Origin of the sequence: Frigidibacter sp. ROC022 (assembly GCF_024723735.1) — a bacterium.
Taxonomy (GTDB): Bacteria; Pseudomonadota; Alphaproteobacteria; order Rhodobacterales; family Rhodobacteraceae; genus SLM-1.
Genome location: NZ_JANQDU010000006.1, coordinates 24926 through 37703 on the forward strand (window position 1 = coordinate 24926; position 12778 = coordinate 37703).

The window sequence follows — 12778 nt, forward strand, 5'->3', positions numbered from 1 at the left end:
GGCGCTGCACGGACCTGACGCATGGGTTGCGGCGTGGTATGATGAACTGGAGCCAGGGAAACGGACGGACGATGATCAGGCTGACGTTACTGTTGATAGTGGGTATTGGTATTGCTCTGATGGTCGGGGGCCGGGACCTTTCGCCCGAGGAGATGGCCGAACTGGGGATTGCAGCACCCGAGCCGGCGCCGGCCGAGGCGGCCGACCCGCAGGAGGCGCCGGACGTCGATGTGGCCCAGGGCGGGACGGCCCCGGTGACGCCCGAACCGGCCCAGGCCGCCGAACCTGTGGTGCCCGAACCGGCCGCGGTTGTCGCGGCGGTCGAGCCGGAGGTATCCGAACCCCCGGCGGTCGAGGCGCCGGACCCTGTCGTGGCAGAGCTGCCGGTGGAGTCCTCGGACCCGCCTGTCGATCTGCCTTCCGTGGCCGATGAAATCCAGGCGGCGCTGGCCGAGAGCCAGGTGTGGTATGTCACCGGCAATGTGGTGAATGTCCGCTCGGGTCCTTCGACCAGCTACGAGGTGGTCGGCAAGGTGACCTATGGCGAGGCGACCGAAATCCTGTCGGACCCGAGCGACGACTGGGTGAAGATCCGCATCCAGGGCGATGGCGTGGAAGGCTACATGGCGCGCCGCTTCCTTCAGGACAGCGAGCCGAACGGCTAGGCTCCGCCGACACGGCTGGACCTTGGCCCCTATTCGCCCTAGCTCTGGTCGGGGCAGCGATTGGGCAGCATGAAATCCATTCTGATCACCGGATGCGCCTCGGGCATCGGCTATGACGCGGCGCATCATCTGGCGCGGCGCGGCTGGCGGGTCTTTGCGACATGCCGGACCGAGGATGACAGCGCCCGGCTGCGCGACGAGGGGCTGGAGAGTTTCCGGCTCGACCTCACCGATCCCGACTCGATCGTCACCGCCCTGGCCGAGGTGCTGGAGCGCACCGGCGGCACGCTGGACGCGCTTTACAACAACGCTGCCTATGCCTGCCCCGGCGCGGTCGAGGATCTGCCGGTCGAGGCGCTGCGGGCCCTGTTCGAGAACAACTTCTTCGGCCAGCACGCGCTGACCCGGCACGTGATCCCGGTGATGCGGGCGCAGGGGCACGGGCGGATCGTCAACTGCTCGTCGGTTCTGGGTTTCGCGGCGTTGAAGTGGCGCGGCGCCTACGTGGCGACCAAATTCGCGATCGAGGGGCTCAGCGACGTTCTGCGGCTGGAGATGAGGGGCACCGGCATCCATGTCGTGCTGCTGCAGCCCGGCCCGATCACCAGCCGGATCCGGGTCAACGCGATCCCGCAGTTCGAGCGCTGGATCGACTGGCGCGCCTCGGCCCGGGCAGAGGAATACCGGGGGCTGATGTCGCGGCTCTACGAAGGCGGCACCGACCGGTTCGAACTTCCCGCCTCGGCCGTGTCGAAGAAGCTGGTGCGTGCGCTCGAAAGCAAGCGCCCGCGGGCACGCTACATGGTGACCACGCCGACTTATTTCGCGGCTGCGCTGAAACGCCTGCTGCCGACCCGACTTTCCGACCTTATACTGGATCGGGCCTGATACCCGGCGCCATAGGAGACCCCGCCATGTTCAACGACCCGCTGCTGATCCTTGTCGCCGTCGCGGTGCTTGTGGTGCTGGTGATCCTGATGTTCGGTCTGGGAACCTTCGCCAAGGGCGGCGAGTTCAATCGCAAATACGCCAACAAGATCATGCGCTACCGTGTCGGTGCGCAGGCGGTGGCGATTCTGATCATCCTGATCGTGGTTGCGATTCGCAGCGCCCGCGGCTGAAACCCGGGTCCGGGACGGCAAGGGGGCCGACCCCGGTCCGACAGTGCGAGAGGAGCACGCCATGGTGGTCTTGAACCGCATCTACACCCGCACCGGCGACACGGGCGACACCGCCCTGGGCAACGGCACCAGGGTGCCCAAGGACGACCCGAGGGTCGAGACCTATGGAACGGTGGACGAAACCAATGCCTGCGTCGGATTGGCGCGGCTGCATGCGGCGGGCGAGATCGAGACCCGGCTGGCGGCGATCCAGAACGACCTGTTCGACCTCGGCGCCGATTTCTGCCGGCCCGAGATGGAGAAGGACGCCGAGGCCGAATACCCGCCGCTGCGGCTGGCCGATGCGCAGGTCGCAAGGCTCGAATCCGAGATCGACGCGATGAATGCCGATCTGTCGCCGCTGCGCTCGTTCATCCTGCCGGGCGGCACGGCCCTGGCCGCGCATCTGCATCTGTGCCGCACGGTATGCCGCCGCGCCGAGCGTTTGGCGGTGGCCCTGGCCGCGCGCGAGTCGGTCAATCCGGCGGCGGTGCGCTATCTGAACCGGCTTTCGGACTGGTTCTTCGTCGCGTCGCGGGTGGCCAATCCCGGCGGCGACGTGCTCTGGGTGCCGGGGGCGAACCGCTAGGCCGGCGCGGCCCGGCGCCCGGATCGCCTGCGGCGCACCTCGCGCCGTCCGCGGACGCGGCGTAGGTTGGCGCTAACGGCTCATTTTGGTCTGTATCGTCGCGCGAGTTGCCGCTAGGAACCGCAGGGAACACTATGAGGAGACCGCGATGAAGGTGCTTGTGCCGGTAAAGCGCGTGATCGACTACAACGTAAAGGTCCGGGTCAAGTCGGACGGCAGCGGAGTCGATCTCGCCAACGTCAAGATGTCGATGAACCCGTTCGACGAGATTGCAGTCGAAGAGGCGATCCGTCTGCGCGAGAAAGGCGTTGCGACCGAGGTCGTCGCGGTGTCGATCGGCGTCAAGCAGGCGCAGGAAACGCTGCGGACCGCTCTGGCGATGGGCGCCGACCGGGCGATCCTGATCGAGGCCACGGACGAGGTGACCACCGATATCGAGCCGCTGGCGGTGGCGAAGCTTCTGGCGGCGGTCGCCCGGGAAGAAGAGCCGGGCATGATCCTGACCGGCAAGCAGGCGATCGACAACGACATGAATGCCACCGGCCAGATGCTGGCGGCGCTGCTGGGCTGGGGCCAGGCGACATTCGCCAGCGCCATCGAGGTGGCGGACGGCTCGGCCAGCGTGACGCGCGAGGTCGATGGCGGGTTGCAGACGATCAAGGTGACGCTGCCGGCGGTGGTCTCGGTGGACCTGCGGCTGAACGAGCCGCGCTATGCCAGCCTGCCGAACATCATGAAGGCCAAGTCCAAGCCTCTGGCCAGCAAGACGCCGGCCGATTACGGCGTCGACATCACGCCGCGGCTGACCGTGGTGAAGACCTCGGAACCCGAGGGCCGCAAGGCCGGGGTCATGGTCGAGACAGTGGACGAGCTGATGACGAAACTCAAAGATGCGGGGGTGATCTGATGGCGGTTCTTCTGCTTGGAGAAGTGACGGACGGCGCCCTGGGCCGCGATGCGACGGCCAAGGCGGTCGGTGCCGTGGCGGGGCTGGGGCCGGTGACGGTGCTCTGCGCCGGGGCCTCGGCCAAGGCGGCGGCCGACGAGGCCGCGACGATCGAGGGCGTGGCCAAGGTGCTCTGCGCCGAGGACCCCAGCCTGGGGCATCGTCTGGCGGAACCGACGGCGGCGCTGATCGTCAGCCTTGCCGGCGATTACACGCATATCGCGGCACCGGCGACGACCGATGCCAAGAACATCCTGCCGCGGGTCGCGGCGCTGCTGGACGTGATGGTGATCCCGGACGTGAGCGCGGTGATCGACGCCGAGACCTTCGAGCGTCCGATCTATGCTGGCAACGCGGTCCAGACGGTGAAATCCTCGGACAAGATCAAGGTGATGACGATCCGCACCTCGACCTTCGACGCGGCCGGCGACGGCGGCAGCGCCGCGGTGGAAAGCATCGACGCCGGAGCCGATCCGGGGCTGAGCTCCTGGGTCGAGGACAAGGTGGCGGCCAGCGACCGGCCCGAGCTGACCAGCGCCGGGATCGTCGTTTCGGGCGGGCGCGGCGTCGGCTCGAAAGAGGATTTCGCGATCATCGAGAAACTGGCCGACAAGCTGGGCGCGGCGGTCGGCGCATCCCGCGCGGCTGTCGACTCGGGCTATGCGCCGAACGACTGGCAGGTCGGGCAGACCGGCAAGGTCGTGGCGCCGGACCTCTATGTCGCGGTCGGCATCTCGGGCGCGATCCAGCACCTGGCCGGGATGAAGGACTCCAAGGTCATCGTCGCGATCAACAAGGACGAAGAGGCGCCGATCTTCCAGGTCGCCGATTACGGCCTGGTCGGAGACCTGTTCGACGTGCTGCCGGAGCTGACCGAAAAGCTGTAACGGCGAGACCGGATGACAGCGGGCCGGGGGCACCCCCCCCGGCCCATTACTCGCCAAGCCAACCGAACCGGAAAACATCCGGTTCCGAACCACTTACACAAAATCGTCAGAGCGCCCGCAGCGCTTCGGCCACTTCCCGTGCCGCCCGCTTGTGAACGACGGGGCCCAGCATTTCCGTCGCTGCGGGGGCATCCATCTCGTCGAACACCATCAGGTCCATGCCACGCTTCCGTTCGTCTGCGTCGGCCACGATCTCGACCACGCCCGACACCAGCGGTCGCAGCGAGTCGATCATCGCGGCGTCGATGAACAGCCCGTTGCCGTGCCGCAGCGGATCGTCGACCGGCGCGTCAGGCGCGTGATCCGACAGCCAGAGCAGCAGCACCCTGCCGCCGATCCTGCCGATCAGTTTCTTCATCCGGGCCGCCCAGGCGGTCTTCAACTCGGCAACGACATCCGCGAACCGCTCGGGCGAGGTCGCGCGCAGCCCGGCCAGCAGATGCCGGGTGAAATTGTACTCGGTGAAGTCGATTTCGGGGAAGGCCGACCGGAGCAGGGTCGAGGCCCGCAGGAAGCGGTCGTTGCGACGCGGATGCACCGCGTAATACCGGTTCGACAGGTTCTCTGCCCCCGACATCTCGATCACCGTGACACGGGCGTGCCGGCAGATGTCCTGCACCGCGCCGTCGTTCAGGAACACGTCCAGCCCGGCGTTCATCTGCGCCAGGTTGAGCGTCGGGCCGGCTGCCAGCTGTTCCAGCATCTCGGGCCAGGGCGTCTCGGTGAACTTGCCATAGGTCTCGGTTCCGCCAAGCACTGCGATATGGTTGCCGTCCGCCCTGCGTTTCGGCCCGCGAAACAGGAGTTTCGAATTGCCGTGGCGGCAGTGCAGGTAGTCCAGCCTGGTGGCCGCCAGAGGTTCAAAGGTCATGTCCCACCATTTCCGTTTGTCATTGCCCGGACGGAGACTCGGTGAAAGCCATTGAGATATGTCTAAAGACGGCATTCGAGAGAATTGCCGCAGAGTTTGGTGTCGAATTGGAGGGAATGCGCCCTGCCGTCAGGCCGTGGCCAGCGCCAGCCCGTCGACCACCGCGGTAAAGGCTTCGGTCCGGTGTTGCGGTGCGGTCGGAAACAGGGTCCGCATCTCGTCCGTCACCAGCGACATCAGGCTGGAGCCGCCGACCAGGATCACCGCGCGGATCGAGTCGGCCGGCACCCCGGCATCGGCCAGCGTCTGTTCGGCGGCCTCGGTCAGCTTGCCGGCAAAGCCGGACAGCGCCGCATCCAGCGAGGCGCGGTCGATCGGCGCCGCCAGCCCCGGCTCGACCAGGCCCAGCCCGATCTGCGCAGCGCCCTCGGGCCCGTTGGCCGCGATCTTGCCGCGCTCGGCGGCGAAGGCCAGGTCATGGCCCAGCTCGTCGCGCAGCACGGTGACCAGCCGGCCGAGTTTCTGCGGTTCCACCGCCTGGGCGGCCATCGCCTTGGCCTCGCGTCGGGTCTCGGGGGTGTAGAGGAAGGGAATTGTCTCCCATCGTGCCAGGTCCACGAACAGCGCCGGCGGCACCGGCAGCAGCCCGGGCCCGAACTCGCGCCGCAATTCGCCGCCATGGCCGAGATGCGGCATGATGTGGCGCAGCGAGACGGCATGGTCGAAATCGGTCCCGCCCAGCCGGATGCCGTGGCTGGCCAGGATCCGCGGGCGCCCGCCGTCGCTGGCATAGACCGAGAAGTCCGAGGTGCCGCCGCCGATATCGACGATGATCCCGGTCTCGCCTTCCTTGCCCAGCCCATGCGCGGCCAGGGCGGCGGCTTCGGGTTCCAGGCGAAAGCGCACCTCCTCGAAGCCGGCGGCCAGATAGCAGGCCCGCAGATCCTCCTCGGCCCGCGCGTTCCGGGCGGCATCACGGCTGTGAAACCGCACCGGACGGCCCGACAGCGCGCGGCGGAAACGCAGGCCGGTGGCGGTTTCGGCGCGTTCCTTCAGGGTCGCCAGGAACTGGCTGAGGATATCGGTCAGGCTCAGCCGCCGTCCGGCGATCAGCCGCGTCTGATGCATCAGATCGGTGCCCAGCACGCTTTTCAGGCCGCGCATGTAGCGGCCCTCGTCGCCGGCCGTCTGCGCCCGCGCCGCCGCTGCGCCGATCCGCATCGCTCCGCCGCCGGCGGGAAAGAACACGGCAGTGGGCAAGGTGTCGGCGCCGGTCTCGACCGGAATCCGCCAGGGCTTGCCGTCGGCCAGCACGGCGGCGGCGGAAGTCGAGGTGCCGAAGTCGATGGCAAGTGTGGCGTCGGACATGGCTCGGCTCCTGTCTGGGCGGGTCGGGCAGGGCGGCGGGCTTAGCCGCAGCGGGTGGTGGACGCAAGCACCGCTTTGCCCCGAACCCGGGCCGCGCCCCTTGCCTCCGGGAAAGCCGGGTGCATAAGGTCCGGCGAGTTACGAGAAAGGCGGGAGACGATGGAGATCGAAAGCGTAGGTGTGGTCGGCGCCGGGCAGATGGGCAACGGCATCGCGCATGTGATGGCGTTGGCGGGATACCAGGTGCTTCTGAACGACATTTCGGAAGAGGCCCTGAAGTCGGCGGTCGAGATCATCGACAGGAACCTCGACCGGCAGGTGTCCCGCGAGAAGATCAGCGCCGAGGAAAAGGCCGCCGCCATGGCGCGGATCACCACCACCGGGGTGCTGACCGATCTGGGCCGGACCGATCTGGTGATCGAGGCCGCGACCGAGAAGGAGAGCATCAAGCAGGCGATCTTTGCCGAGCTGGTGCCGCATCTGAAACCCGAGACGATCCTGACCTCGAACACCTCGTCGATCTCGATCACCCGGCTGGCGGCGCGCACCGACCGGCCCGAGCGGTTCATGGGGTTCCATTTCATGAACCCGGTGCCGGTGATGCAGCTGGTCGAGCTGATCCGCGGCATCGCCACCGACGATTCGACCTATGCGGCCTGCAAGGCGGTGGTCGAGCGGCTGGGCAAGACCCCGACCATGGCCGAGGATTTCCCGGCCTTCATCGTCAACCGTATCCTGATGCCGATGATCAACGAGGCGGTCTATGTGCTTTATGAAGGCGTCGGCTCGGTGGTCTCGATCGACCAGAGCCTGAAGCTGGGCGCGAACCACCCGATGGGGCCGCTGGAACTGGCCGATTTCATCGGTCTGGACACCTGTCTGGCGATCATGAACGTCCTGCACGAGGGGCTGGCCGATACCAAGTACCGGCCCTGTCCGCTGCTGACCAAATATGTCGAGGCCGGCTGGCTGGGCCGCAAGACACGGCGCGGCTTCTATGATTATCGTGGCGAGGTCCCGGTTCCGACCCGCTGAGCCCGCGCGAATCGCCGAGTTGATTTGCCTGAACCGGCCGGATCGGATAGGCGGGCCGGAACCCGATTGAGGATGGTTATGACATTGCGCCCGAATCCCCGCTTTTTCCTGATTGGCCTGATGGCCGTTATTCTTGCGGCCTGCGCCGCGCCCGAGGATCTGTCCAAGGCTCCGGAACCGCTGGGCGATTTCTCGCTCGGCTACAACATCGTCGTGGTCGACAATCCCAAGATCGGGCCGCTGTCGCGCAAGGCCACCGATGCCGAATGGAAGGCGAGCCTGGAGCAGGCCATCGACGAACGCTTCAGCCGCTTCAAGGGCGAGGGCACCTACCATATCGCGATCAAGGTCCAGGCCTATGCGCTGGCGCAGACCGGGATTCCGCTGGTGGTCAAGCCGAAGTCGGTGCTGCTGATCTCGGCCAATGTCTGGACGCCCTACGGCAAGCTGAATGCAGAGCCCGAGAATCTGACGGTCTGGGAAGGGGTCAGCGAGAAGACCCTGCTCGGCTCGGGTCTGACCCAGACCCGCGAAGAGCAGATGCGGAAACTGTCGGTGAACGCAGCCAGGAAGATCGAGGAATGGTTGCGCGAGCATCCCGAGTGGTTCACCGGCGACGCGCCGGTGCAGCCGGGAACCAGTCCGCAACCGGCGAAGTGAGGCTTGCTTTTCTCGTCGCGGGACTCTACATCGCCCGCGATGTTGAACCGGGGCCGCTTGTGGCCCCCTTTCTGAATAAGGCGCCCGCGATATGGCCAAGGCAAAGTTCGAACGCAACAAGCCGCATGTGAACATCGGCACGATCGGTCACGTTGACCACGGCAAGACGACTCTGACCGCCGCGATCACCAAGTATTACGGTGACTTTCAGTCCTATGACATGATCGACGCGGCGCCGGAGGAGAAGGCGCGCGGGATCACGATCTCGACGGCGCATGTGGAATACGAGACCGAGACGCGGCACTACGCGCATGTCGACTGCCCCGGCCACGCCGACTATGTGAAGAACATGATCACCGGCGCGGCGCAGATGGACGGCGCGATCCTGGTGGTGAACGCGGCCGACGGCCCGATGCCGCAGACCCGCGAGCACATCCTGCTGGGCCGCCAGGTCGGCATCCCGCATATCGTGGTCTACCTGAACAAGGTCGATCAGGTGGATGACGAGGAGCTTCTGGAACTGGTCGAGATGGAAGTGCGCGAGCTTCTGTCGTCCTACGACTACCCCGGCGACGACATTCCGATCATCAAGGGTTCGGCGCTGGCGGCGCTGGAAGGCCGCGACAAGGAGATCGGCGAGGATTCGATCCGTGCGCTGATGGAAGCGGTGGATTCCTACATCCCGACCCCGGCGCGTCCGGTGGACCAGCCCTTCCTGATGCCGGTCGAGGACGTGTTCTCGATCTCGGGCCGCGGCACGGTTGCCACCGGCCGGATCGAGCGCGGCGTGATCAAGGTCGGCGAAGAGATGGAGATCGTCGGGCTGAACGCCAACAAGAAGACGGTCTGCACCGGCGTCGAGATGTTCCGCAAGCTGCTGGATCAGGGCGAGGCGGGCGACAACGTTGGTCTGCTGCTGCGCGGGATCGAGCGCGACGGTGTCGAGCGGGGCCAGGTGCTGTGCAAGCCGGGTTCGGTGACACCGCATACCGAGTTCGAGGCCGAGGTCTACATCCTGACCAAGGATGAAGGCGGCCGGCACACGCCGTTCTTCGCCAACTACCGGCCGCAGTTCTACTTCCGGACCACCGACGTGACCGGGACGGTCCAGCTTCCGGAAGGCACCGAGATGGTGATGCCGGGCGACAACCTGAAGTTCGTGGTCGAGCTGATCGCCCCGATCGCGATGGAGGAAAAACTCCGCTTCGCGATCCGCGAAGGCGGCCGCACCGTCGGCTCGGGCGTCGTCTCGAAGATCATCAAGTAAGACCGGACACAGGTCCGATTGCAGTCAGCGCCGTCCGGTCCCGCCGGGCGGCGTTCTTCTTGCCGCGTCACCGCGCTTGATCCGACTCGGCAAAGCCCCTAGACAGCCGGCATCAGTCGATGGAGGTGAAGGTGGACAAGACGCTCTGAACCCGTTCCCGAAACGATTTCAGAAGGACGTCTCATGTCTGCCTTTCTTGACGCCGCGCGGCGGCATCCGCTGATCCTGCCCGATGGCAGGCCGCATCCGAACATGGTCAATCTCAACCGGGTGATCTCGCATCCGAACATCGAGATCGGCGACTTCACCTATATGAACGATTTCGCGCCGCCCGAATCGCCCGGGGGCTGGGCGGCCCGAATCGCGCCCTATCTCTATCCCGGCGCGCCGGAGCGGCTGCGGATCGGGCGGTTCGGGCAATTCGCCCACGGCGCCACCTTCATCACCGCCAGCGCCAACCACCCGATGGACGGGGCCAGCACCTATCCCTTCGCGATCTTCGACCATGCGCTGCTCGAGACCTACCGCGACAGCTTCCGCGGCCTGCCCGATACCGAGATCGGCAACGATGTCTGGATCGGCCATGGCGCGCTGATCCTGCCGGGGGCCCGGCTGGGCAACGGGGTCATCGTCGGGGCCGGGGCGGTGGTGCGCGGCGCGGTGCCGGATTACGCCGTTGTCGCGGGCAATCCGGCGCGGGTGCTGCGGATGCGCTTTCAGCCCGGGACCGTGGCGCGACTGAACGCGCTGGCCTGGTGGGACTGGCCCGAGGCGCGGATCGAAGCGGCGGTGCCGGCCCTGGCCCGCGCCGATATCGATGCGCTGGAGGCCCTGGCCTGAGGCCGACTGCCCGGCCTGGCTTCAGGCGGCGTCAGGAACCTCGGCCTTGCAGGCATCCCGGTTTGCCTGCAGGGCCTCGACATCAATTCCGAACCGGCGCCGCATGTAGGTCGGCAGGCGCGCCATCCTGAAGCGGAACCTGCGCATCCGTCGGCTGTATTCGCCCGGACCGCTGTCGTTGTCATGATGCGCCCCGCGCACGAACATCGGCTTTTCCATGCGGATCGGCGTCGGCATCTTCAGCCAGAGTTGAAGGTGATGGAAGTCGAGAACCGATGCCTTCTCCTTCGGGCCGGTATAGATCAGCAGTCCCGGGGTCCGGAACCGCGCCGCGACCGGCTGGAAACTGCAGCCCTCCGGGGTCTTTCGAAAGCCCCGAGCGCTCGAGAGACAAGACCACCGGCAAATGCCAGGAACCTGAACAGGCGGCTGGGCCGTGAAGGAGTCTCGTTGCAGATACTGCCACAATTCGGAGATCCGACGTCTCGCTACCCGGAATAAGCTGCAGGTCGACGGGGTCGGAAAGGAGGGGCGGATTCCGTCGGCGGTGATGTCCCTTTCATGCAACGCGGCCGGAACTTCGTCATTCCCGGCCCCGGTGCCGCCGGGACGGGTCGTGACGCCCTTGCCAAGCCGACAAGGCGCAAGTATCTAGCGGGCGGCCTTAGGGGTATAGCTCAGTTGGTAGAGCGACGGTCTCCAAAACCGTAGGTCGCGGGTTCGAACCCTGCTGCCCCTGCCAGGCCGCTTCCGACGCCCGGAACGCCGCCTTGTCGCCGCGGGGCCTCAGCCCGGCATCCGGACTGCAGGGTGCCTTGAAATGCGGCCCGCTTCGGCGTATCTGCCGCAGATCGACACAAGAACCACACCAGACCGCCGCCGACTTGGCGCTTGCCGCAAGGAAATCTCATGGCCACGCTGAACCCGCTCCAGTTCCTGCAACAGGTCCGTGCCGAAGTCGGCAAGGTCACCTGGCCCAACCGGCGCGAGGTGGTGCTGACCACGGTGATGGTCTTTGTCATGGCGGCGTTGACCGCGATGTTCTTCTTTCTCGTCGATCTGACGATCCGCACCGGTCTGCAGGCGGTGCTGGGCATGTTCGGCTAGGACGGGTCCGGGCCGGTCGCGCCACCTTCTCCCTTGCCAGCGCAGGGGGGTGGCTGTAAGAGGCCCAAGTTTCCGGGACCTATTCCGCGCCACGATTCGCGTTGCGCGGCGTTTGTGTTCCTGCAAGCGTCGGACGCGAGACATCGCAAGGTTCCGGCAAGTGAAATTCCCCGATCCTTCGGTCGGGTGGCAAAAGGGCAAGTCAGGCATGGCGAAGCGGTGGTATTCGGTCAGTGTCCTCTCGAACTTCGAGAAGAAGGTCGCCGAGCAGATCCGGACCTCGGTTGCCGAGAAGGGCCTTGAGGACGAGATCGAGGAAGTCCTGGTGCCGACCGAGGAAGTCATCGAGGTGCGCCGCAACAAGAAGGTCACCACCGAGCGGCGCTTCATGCCCGGCTATGTGCTGGTGCGGATGGAGATGACCGACCGCGGCTATCACCTGATCAACTCGATCAACCGGGTCACCGGCTTCCTGGGGCCGCAGGGCCGCCCGATGCCGATGCGCGATGCCGAGGTGAACCAGATCCTGAACCGGGTCGAAGAGGGCGAAGCCTCGCCGCGGACGCTGATCTTCTACGACATCGGCGAGAAGGTGAAAGTCACCGACGGCCCGTTCGAAGGTTTCGACGGCATGGTCGAGGAAGTCGACGAAAGCGCCCAGCGGCTGAAGGTCGCGGTGTCGATCTTTGGCCGGGCAACCCCGGTCGAACTGGAATTCACTCAGGTTTCGAAAGAACTCTGAGCGATCGCCCGCCGGGGTCTTGGCGCCGGGGGCTCAAGCGTGGGAGGCACGGCGGCGCGCCGCACGGCCGGACCACTTAACCGAAACGCCGCGGGACGCGCCCGCAGCGTGGTGAAAGGAGGGCCATCATGGCCAAGAAAGTCGCCGGCACCCTGAAGCTTCAGGTCAAGGCCGGACAAGCGAACCCGTCCCCGCCGATCGGCCCCGCTCTGGGTCAGCGCGGGATCAACATCATGGAATTCTGCAAGGCGTTCAACGCCAAGACGCAGGAGATGGAAGCCGGTGCGCCGATTCCGACCGTGATCACCTATTACGTCGACAAGTCCTTCTCGTTCGAGACCCGGACCCCGCCGGCGTCGTTCTACCTGAAGAAGGCCGCCGGGCTGAAGCCGGAGGGCAAGCGCAACCGGCCGAAGGGCTCGGAAACGCCGGGCCGGACCACCGCCGGCACCGTGACCGCCGCGCAGATCCGCGAGATCGCTGAAGCCAAGATGAAGGATCTGAACGCCACGTCCGTCGAGGCCGCGATGCAGATCATCGTCGGCTCGGCCAAGTCGATCGGCATCGAGGTGAAGGGTTAA

General features: G+C 66.3%; 16 protein-coding genes and 1 tRNA gene. 14 read left to right on the forward strand and 3 right to left on the reverse strand.

The features are described from left to right. Positions 1–119 precede the first annotated feature (119 nt). The 6 genes from NUW50_RS19615 to NUW50_RS19640 all read left to right on the forward strand — a co-directional run bounded on the left by NUW50_RS19615 (position 120) and on the right by NUW50_RS19640 (position 4247). Positions 120–665 carry an SH3 domain-containing protein gene (locus NUW50_RS19615; RefSeq protein WP_258290876.1) on the forward strand — a complete coding sequence of 182 codons (546 nt, stop codon included), beginning with the start codon at positions 120–122 and terminating at the stop codon, positions 663–665. Between the two features lie 69 nt (positions 666–734). Next, on the forward strand, positions 735–1553 hold the full coding sequence (locus NUW50_RS19620; protein WP_258290877.1) for an SDR family NAD(P)-dependent oxidoreductase: 819 nt from the start codon (positions 735–737) through the stop codon (positions 1551–1553). A 26-nt stretch (positions 1554–1579) separates the two neighbouring features. Further along, a complete protein-coding gene (locus NUW50_RS19625) occupies positions 1580–1786 on the forward strand; it encodes a twin transmembrane helix small protein (RefSeq protein WP_258290878.1) in 207 nt (68 codons plus the stop codon). 61 nt (positions 1787–1847) lie between these two features. Then, positions 1848–2414: a cob(I)yrinic acid a,c-diamide adenosyltransferase gene (locus NUW50_RS19630; RefSeq protein WP_258290879.1), complete on the forward strand. Its 567-nt coding sequence runs from the start codon at positions 1848–1850 to the stop codon at positions 2412–2414. Between the two features lie 148 nt (positions 2415–2562). Further along, positions 2563–3321 carry an electron transfer flavoprotein subunit beta/FixA family protein gene (locus NUW50_RS19635; protein WP_258290880.1) on the forward strand — a complete coding sequence of 253 codons (759 nt, stop codon included), beginning with the start codon at positions 2563–2565 and terminating at the stop codon, positions 3319–3321. After that, positions 3321–4247 (forward strand): electron transfer flavoprotein subunit alpha/FixB family protein, encoded by a 927-nt coding sequence (locus NUW50_RS19640; RefSeq protein WP_258290881.1) that lies wholly within the window; start codon positions 3321–3323, stop codon positions 4245–4247. The genes NUW50_RS19635 and NUW50_RS19640 overlap by 1 nt, the downstream gene beginning before the upstream one ends. 106 nt (positions 4248–4353) lie before the next feature. Here the strand turns inward: NUW50_RS19640 and NUW50_RS19645 are convergent, their stop codons facing one another. Continuing rightward, the gene (locus NUW50_RS19645) at positions 4354–5178 is read right to left on the reverse strand and encodes a DUF6473 family protein (protein ID WP_258290882.1); all 825 of its coding nucleotides are present in this window, start codon (positions 5176–5178) and stop codon (positions 4354–4356) included. A 129-nt stretch (positions 5179–5307) separates the two neighbouring features. After that, positions 5308–6546 carry an Hsp70 family protein gene (locus tag NUW50_RS19650; RefSeq protein ID WP_258290883.1) on the reverse strand — a complete coding sequence of 413 codons (1239 nt, stop codon included), beginning with the start codon at positions 6544–6546 and terminating at the stop codon, positions 5308–5310. Between the two features lie 159 nt (positions 6547–6705). Here NUW50_RS19650 and NUW50_RS19655 point away from each other — a divergent pair, with 159 nt between their 5' ends. The 4 genes from NUW50_RS19655 to NUW50_RS19670 all read left to right on the forward strand — a co-directional run bounded on the left by NUW50_RS19655 (position 6706) and on the right by NUW50_RS19670 (position 10348). Then, positions 6706–7581 carry a 3-hydroxybutyryl-CoA dehydrogenase gene (locus tag NUW50_RS19655; RefSeq protein ID WP_258290884.1) on the forward strand — a complete coding sequence of 292 codons (876 nt, stop codon included), beginning with the start codon at positions 6706–6708 and terminating at the stop codon, positions 7579–7581. A 120-nt stretch (positions 7582–7701) separates the two neighbouring features. Beyond that, positions 7702–8241, forward strand: coding sequence for a hypothetical protein (locus tag NUW50_RS19660; protein WP_258290885.1), 540 nt, complete (start codon positions 7702–7704; stop codon positions 8239–8241). A 91-nt stretch (positions 8242–8332) separates the two neighbouring features. Then, a complete protein-coding gene (gene tuf / locus NUW50_RS19665) occupies positions 8333–9508 on the forward strand; it encodes an elongation factor Tu (protein ID WP_258290886.1) in 1176 nt (391 codons plus the stop codon). A 183-nt stretch (positions 9509–9691) separates the two neighbouring features. Beyond that, on the forward strand, positions 9692–10348 hold the full coding sequence (locus NUW50_RS19670; protein WP_258290887.1) for a CatB-related O-acetyltransferase: 657 nt from the start codon (positions 9692–9694) through the stop codon (positions 10346–10348). 21 nt (positions 10349–10369) lie between these two features. Here the strand turns inward: NUW50_RS19670 and NUW50_RS19675 are convergent, their stop codons facing one another. Beyond that, a complete protein-coding gene (locus tag NUW50_RS19675; RefSeq protein WP_338001373.1) occupies positions 10370–10915 on the reverse strand; it encodes a glycosyltransferase in 546 nt (181 codons plus the stop codon). Between the two features lie 99 nt (positions 10916–11014). Between NUW50_RS19675 and NUW50_RS19680 the strand changes: the two genes are divergently transcribed. The 4 genes from NUW50_RS19680 to rplK all read left to right on the forward strand — a co-directional run bounded on the left by NUW50_RS19680 (position 11015) and on the right by rplK (position 12778). Continuing rightward, a tRNA-Trp gene (locus NUW50_RS19680) sits at positions 11015–11090 on the forward strand. Positions 11091–11257: 167 nt separating this feature from the next. Continuing rightward, positions 11258–11455: a preprotein translocase subunit SecE gene (secE, locus tag NUW50_RS19685; protein WP_258290889.1), complete on the forward strand. Its 198-nt coding sequence runs from the start codon at positions 11258–11260 to the stop codon at positions 11453–11455. A 208-nt stretch (positions 11456–11663) separates the two neighbouring features. Beyond that, positions 11664–12197: a transcription termination/antitermination protein NusG gene (gene nusG / locus NUW50_RS19690; protein ID WP_258290890.1), complete on the forward strand. Its 534-nt coding sequence runs from the start codon at positions 11664–11666 to the stop codon at positions 12195–12197. 128 nt (positions 12198–12325) lie between these two features. Then, positions 12326–12778: a 50S ribosomal protein L11 gene (gene rplK, locus NUW50_RS19695; protein WP_258290891.1), complete on the forward strand. Its 453-nt coding sequence runs from the start codon at positions 12326–12328 to the stop codon at positions 12776–12778.

Excerpts from the sequence above, each read along its gene's own strand:
- NUW50_RS19615 (WP_258290876.1), top strand. The coding sequence starts at position 120 with ATGGTCGGGGGCCGGGACCTTTCGCCCGAGGAGATGGCCGAACTGGGG.
- NUW50_RS19645 (WP_258290882.1), bottom strand. The coding sequence starts at position 5,178 with ATGACCTTTGAACCTCTGGCGGCCACCAGGCTGGACTACCTGCACTGC.
- NUW50_RS19670 (WP_258290887.1), top strand. The coding sequence starts at position 9,692 with ATGTCTGCCTTTCTTGACGCCGCGCGGCGGCATCCGCTGATCCTGCCC.
- NUW50_RS19655 (WP_258290884.1), top strand. The coding sequence starts at position 6,706 with ATGGAGATCGAAAGCGTAGGTGTGGTCGGCGCCGGGCAGATGGGCAAC.
- rplK (WP_258290891.1), top strand. The coding sequence starts at position 12,326 with ATGGCCAAGAAAGTCGCCGGCACCCTGAAGCTTCAGGTCAAGGCCGGA.
- NUW50_RS19625 (WP_258290878.1), top strand. The coding sequence starts at position 1,580 with ATGTTCAACGACCCGCTGCTGATCCTTGTCGCCGTCGCGGTGCTTGTG.
- NUW50_RS19660 (WP_258290885.1), top strand. The coding sequence starts at position 7,702 with ATGGCCGTTATTCTTGCGGCCTGCGCCGCGCCCGAGGATCTGTCCAAG.
- nusG (WP_258290890.1), top strand. The coding sequence starts at position 11,664 with ATGGCGAAGCGGTGGTATTCGGTCAGTGTCCTCTCGAACTTCGAGAAG.
- NUW50_RS19630 (WP_258290879.1), top strand. The coding sequence starts at position 1,848 with ATGGTGGTCTTGAACCGCATCTACACCCGCACCGGCGACACGGGCGAC.
- secE (WP_258290889.1), top strand. The coding sequence starts at position 11,258 with ATGGCCACGCTGAACCCGCTCCAGTTCCTGCAACAGGTCCGTGCCGAA.
- NUW50_RS19640 (WP_258290881.1), top strand. The coding sequence starts at position 3,321 with ATGGCGGTTCTTCTGCTTGGAGAAGTGACGGACGGCGCCCTGGGCCGC.
- tuf (WP_258290886.1), top strand. The coding sequence starts at position 8,333 with ATGGCCAAGGCAAAGTTCGAACGCAACAAGCCGCATGTGAACATCGGC.
- NUW50_RS19635 (WP_258290880.1), top strand. The coding sequence starts at position 2,563 with ATGAAGGTGCTTGTGCCGGTAAAGCGCGTGATCGACTACAACGTAAAG.
- NUW50_RS19650 (WP_258290883.1), bottom strand. The coding sequence starts at position 6,546 with ATGTCCGACGCCACACTTGCCATCGACTTCGGCACCTCGACTTCCGCC.
- NUW50_RS19620 (WP_258290877.1), top strand. The coding sequence starts at position 735 with ATGAAATCCATTCTGATCACCGGATGCGCCTCGGGCATCGGCTATGAC.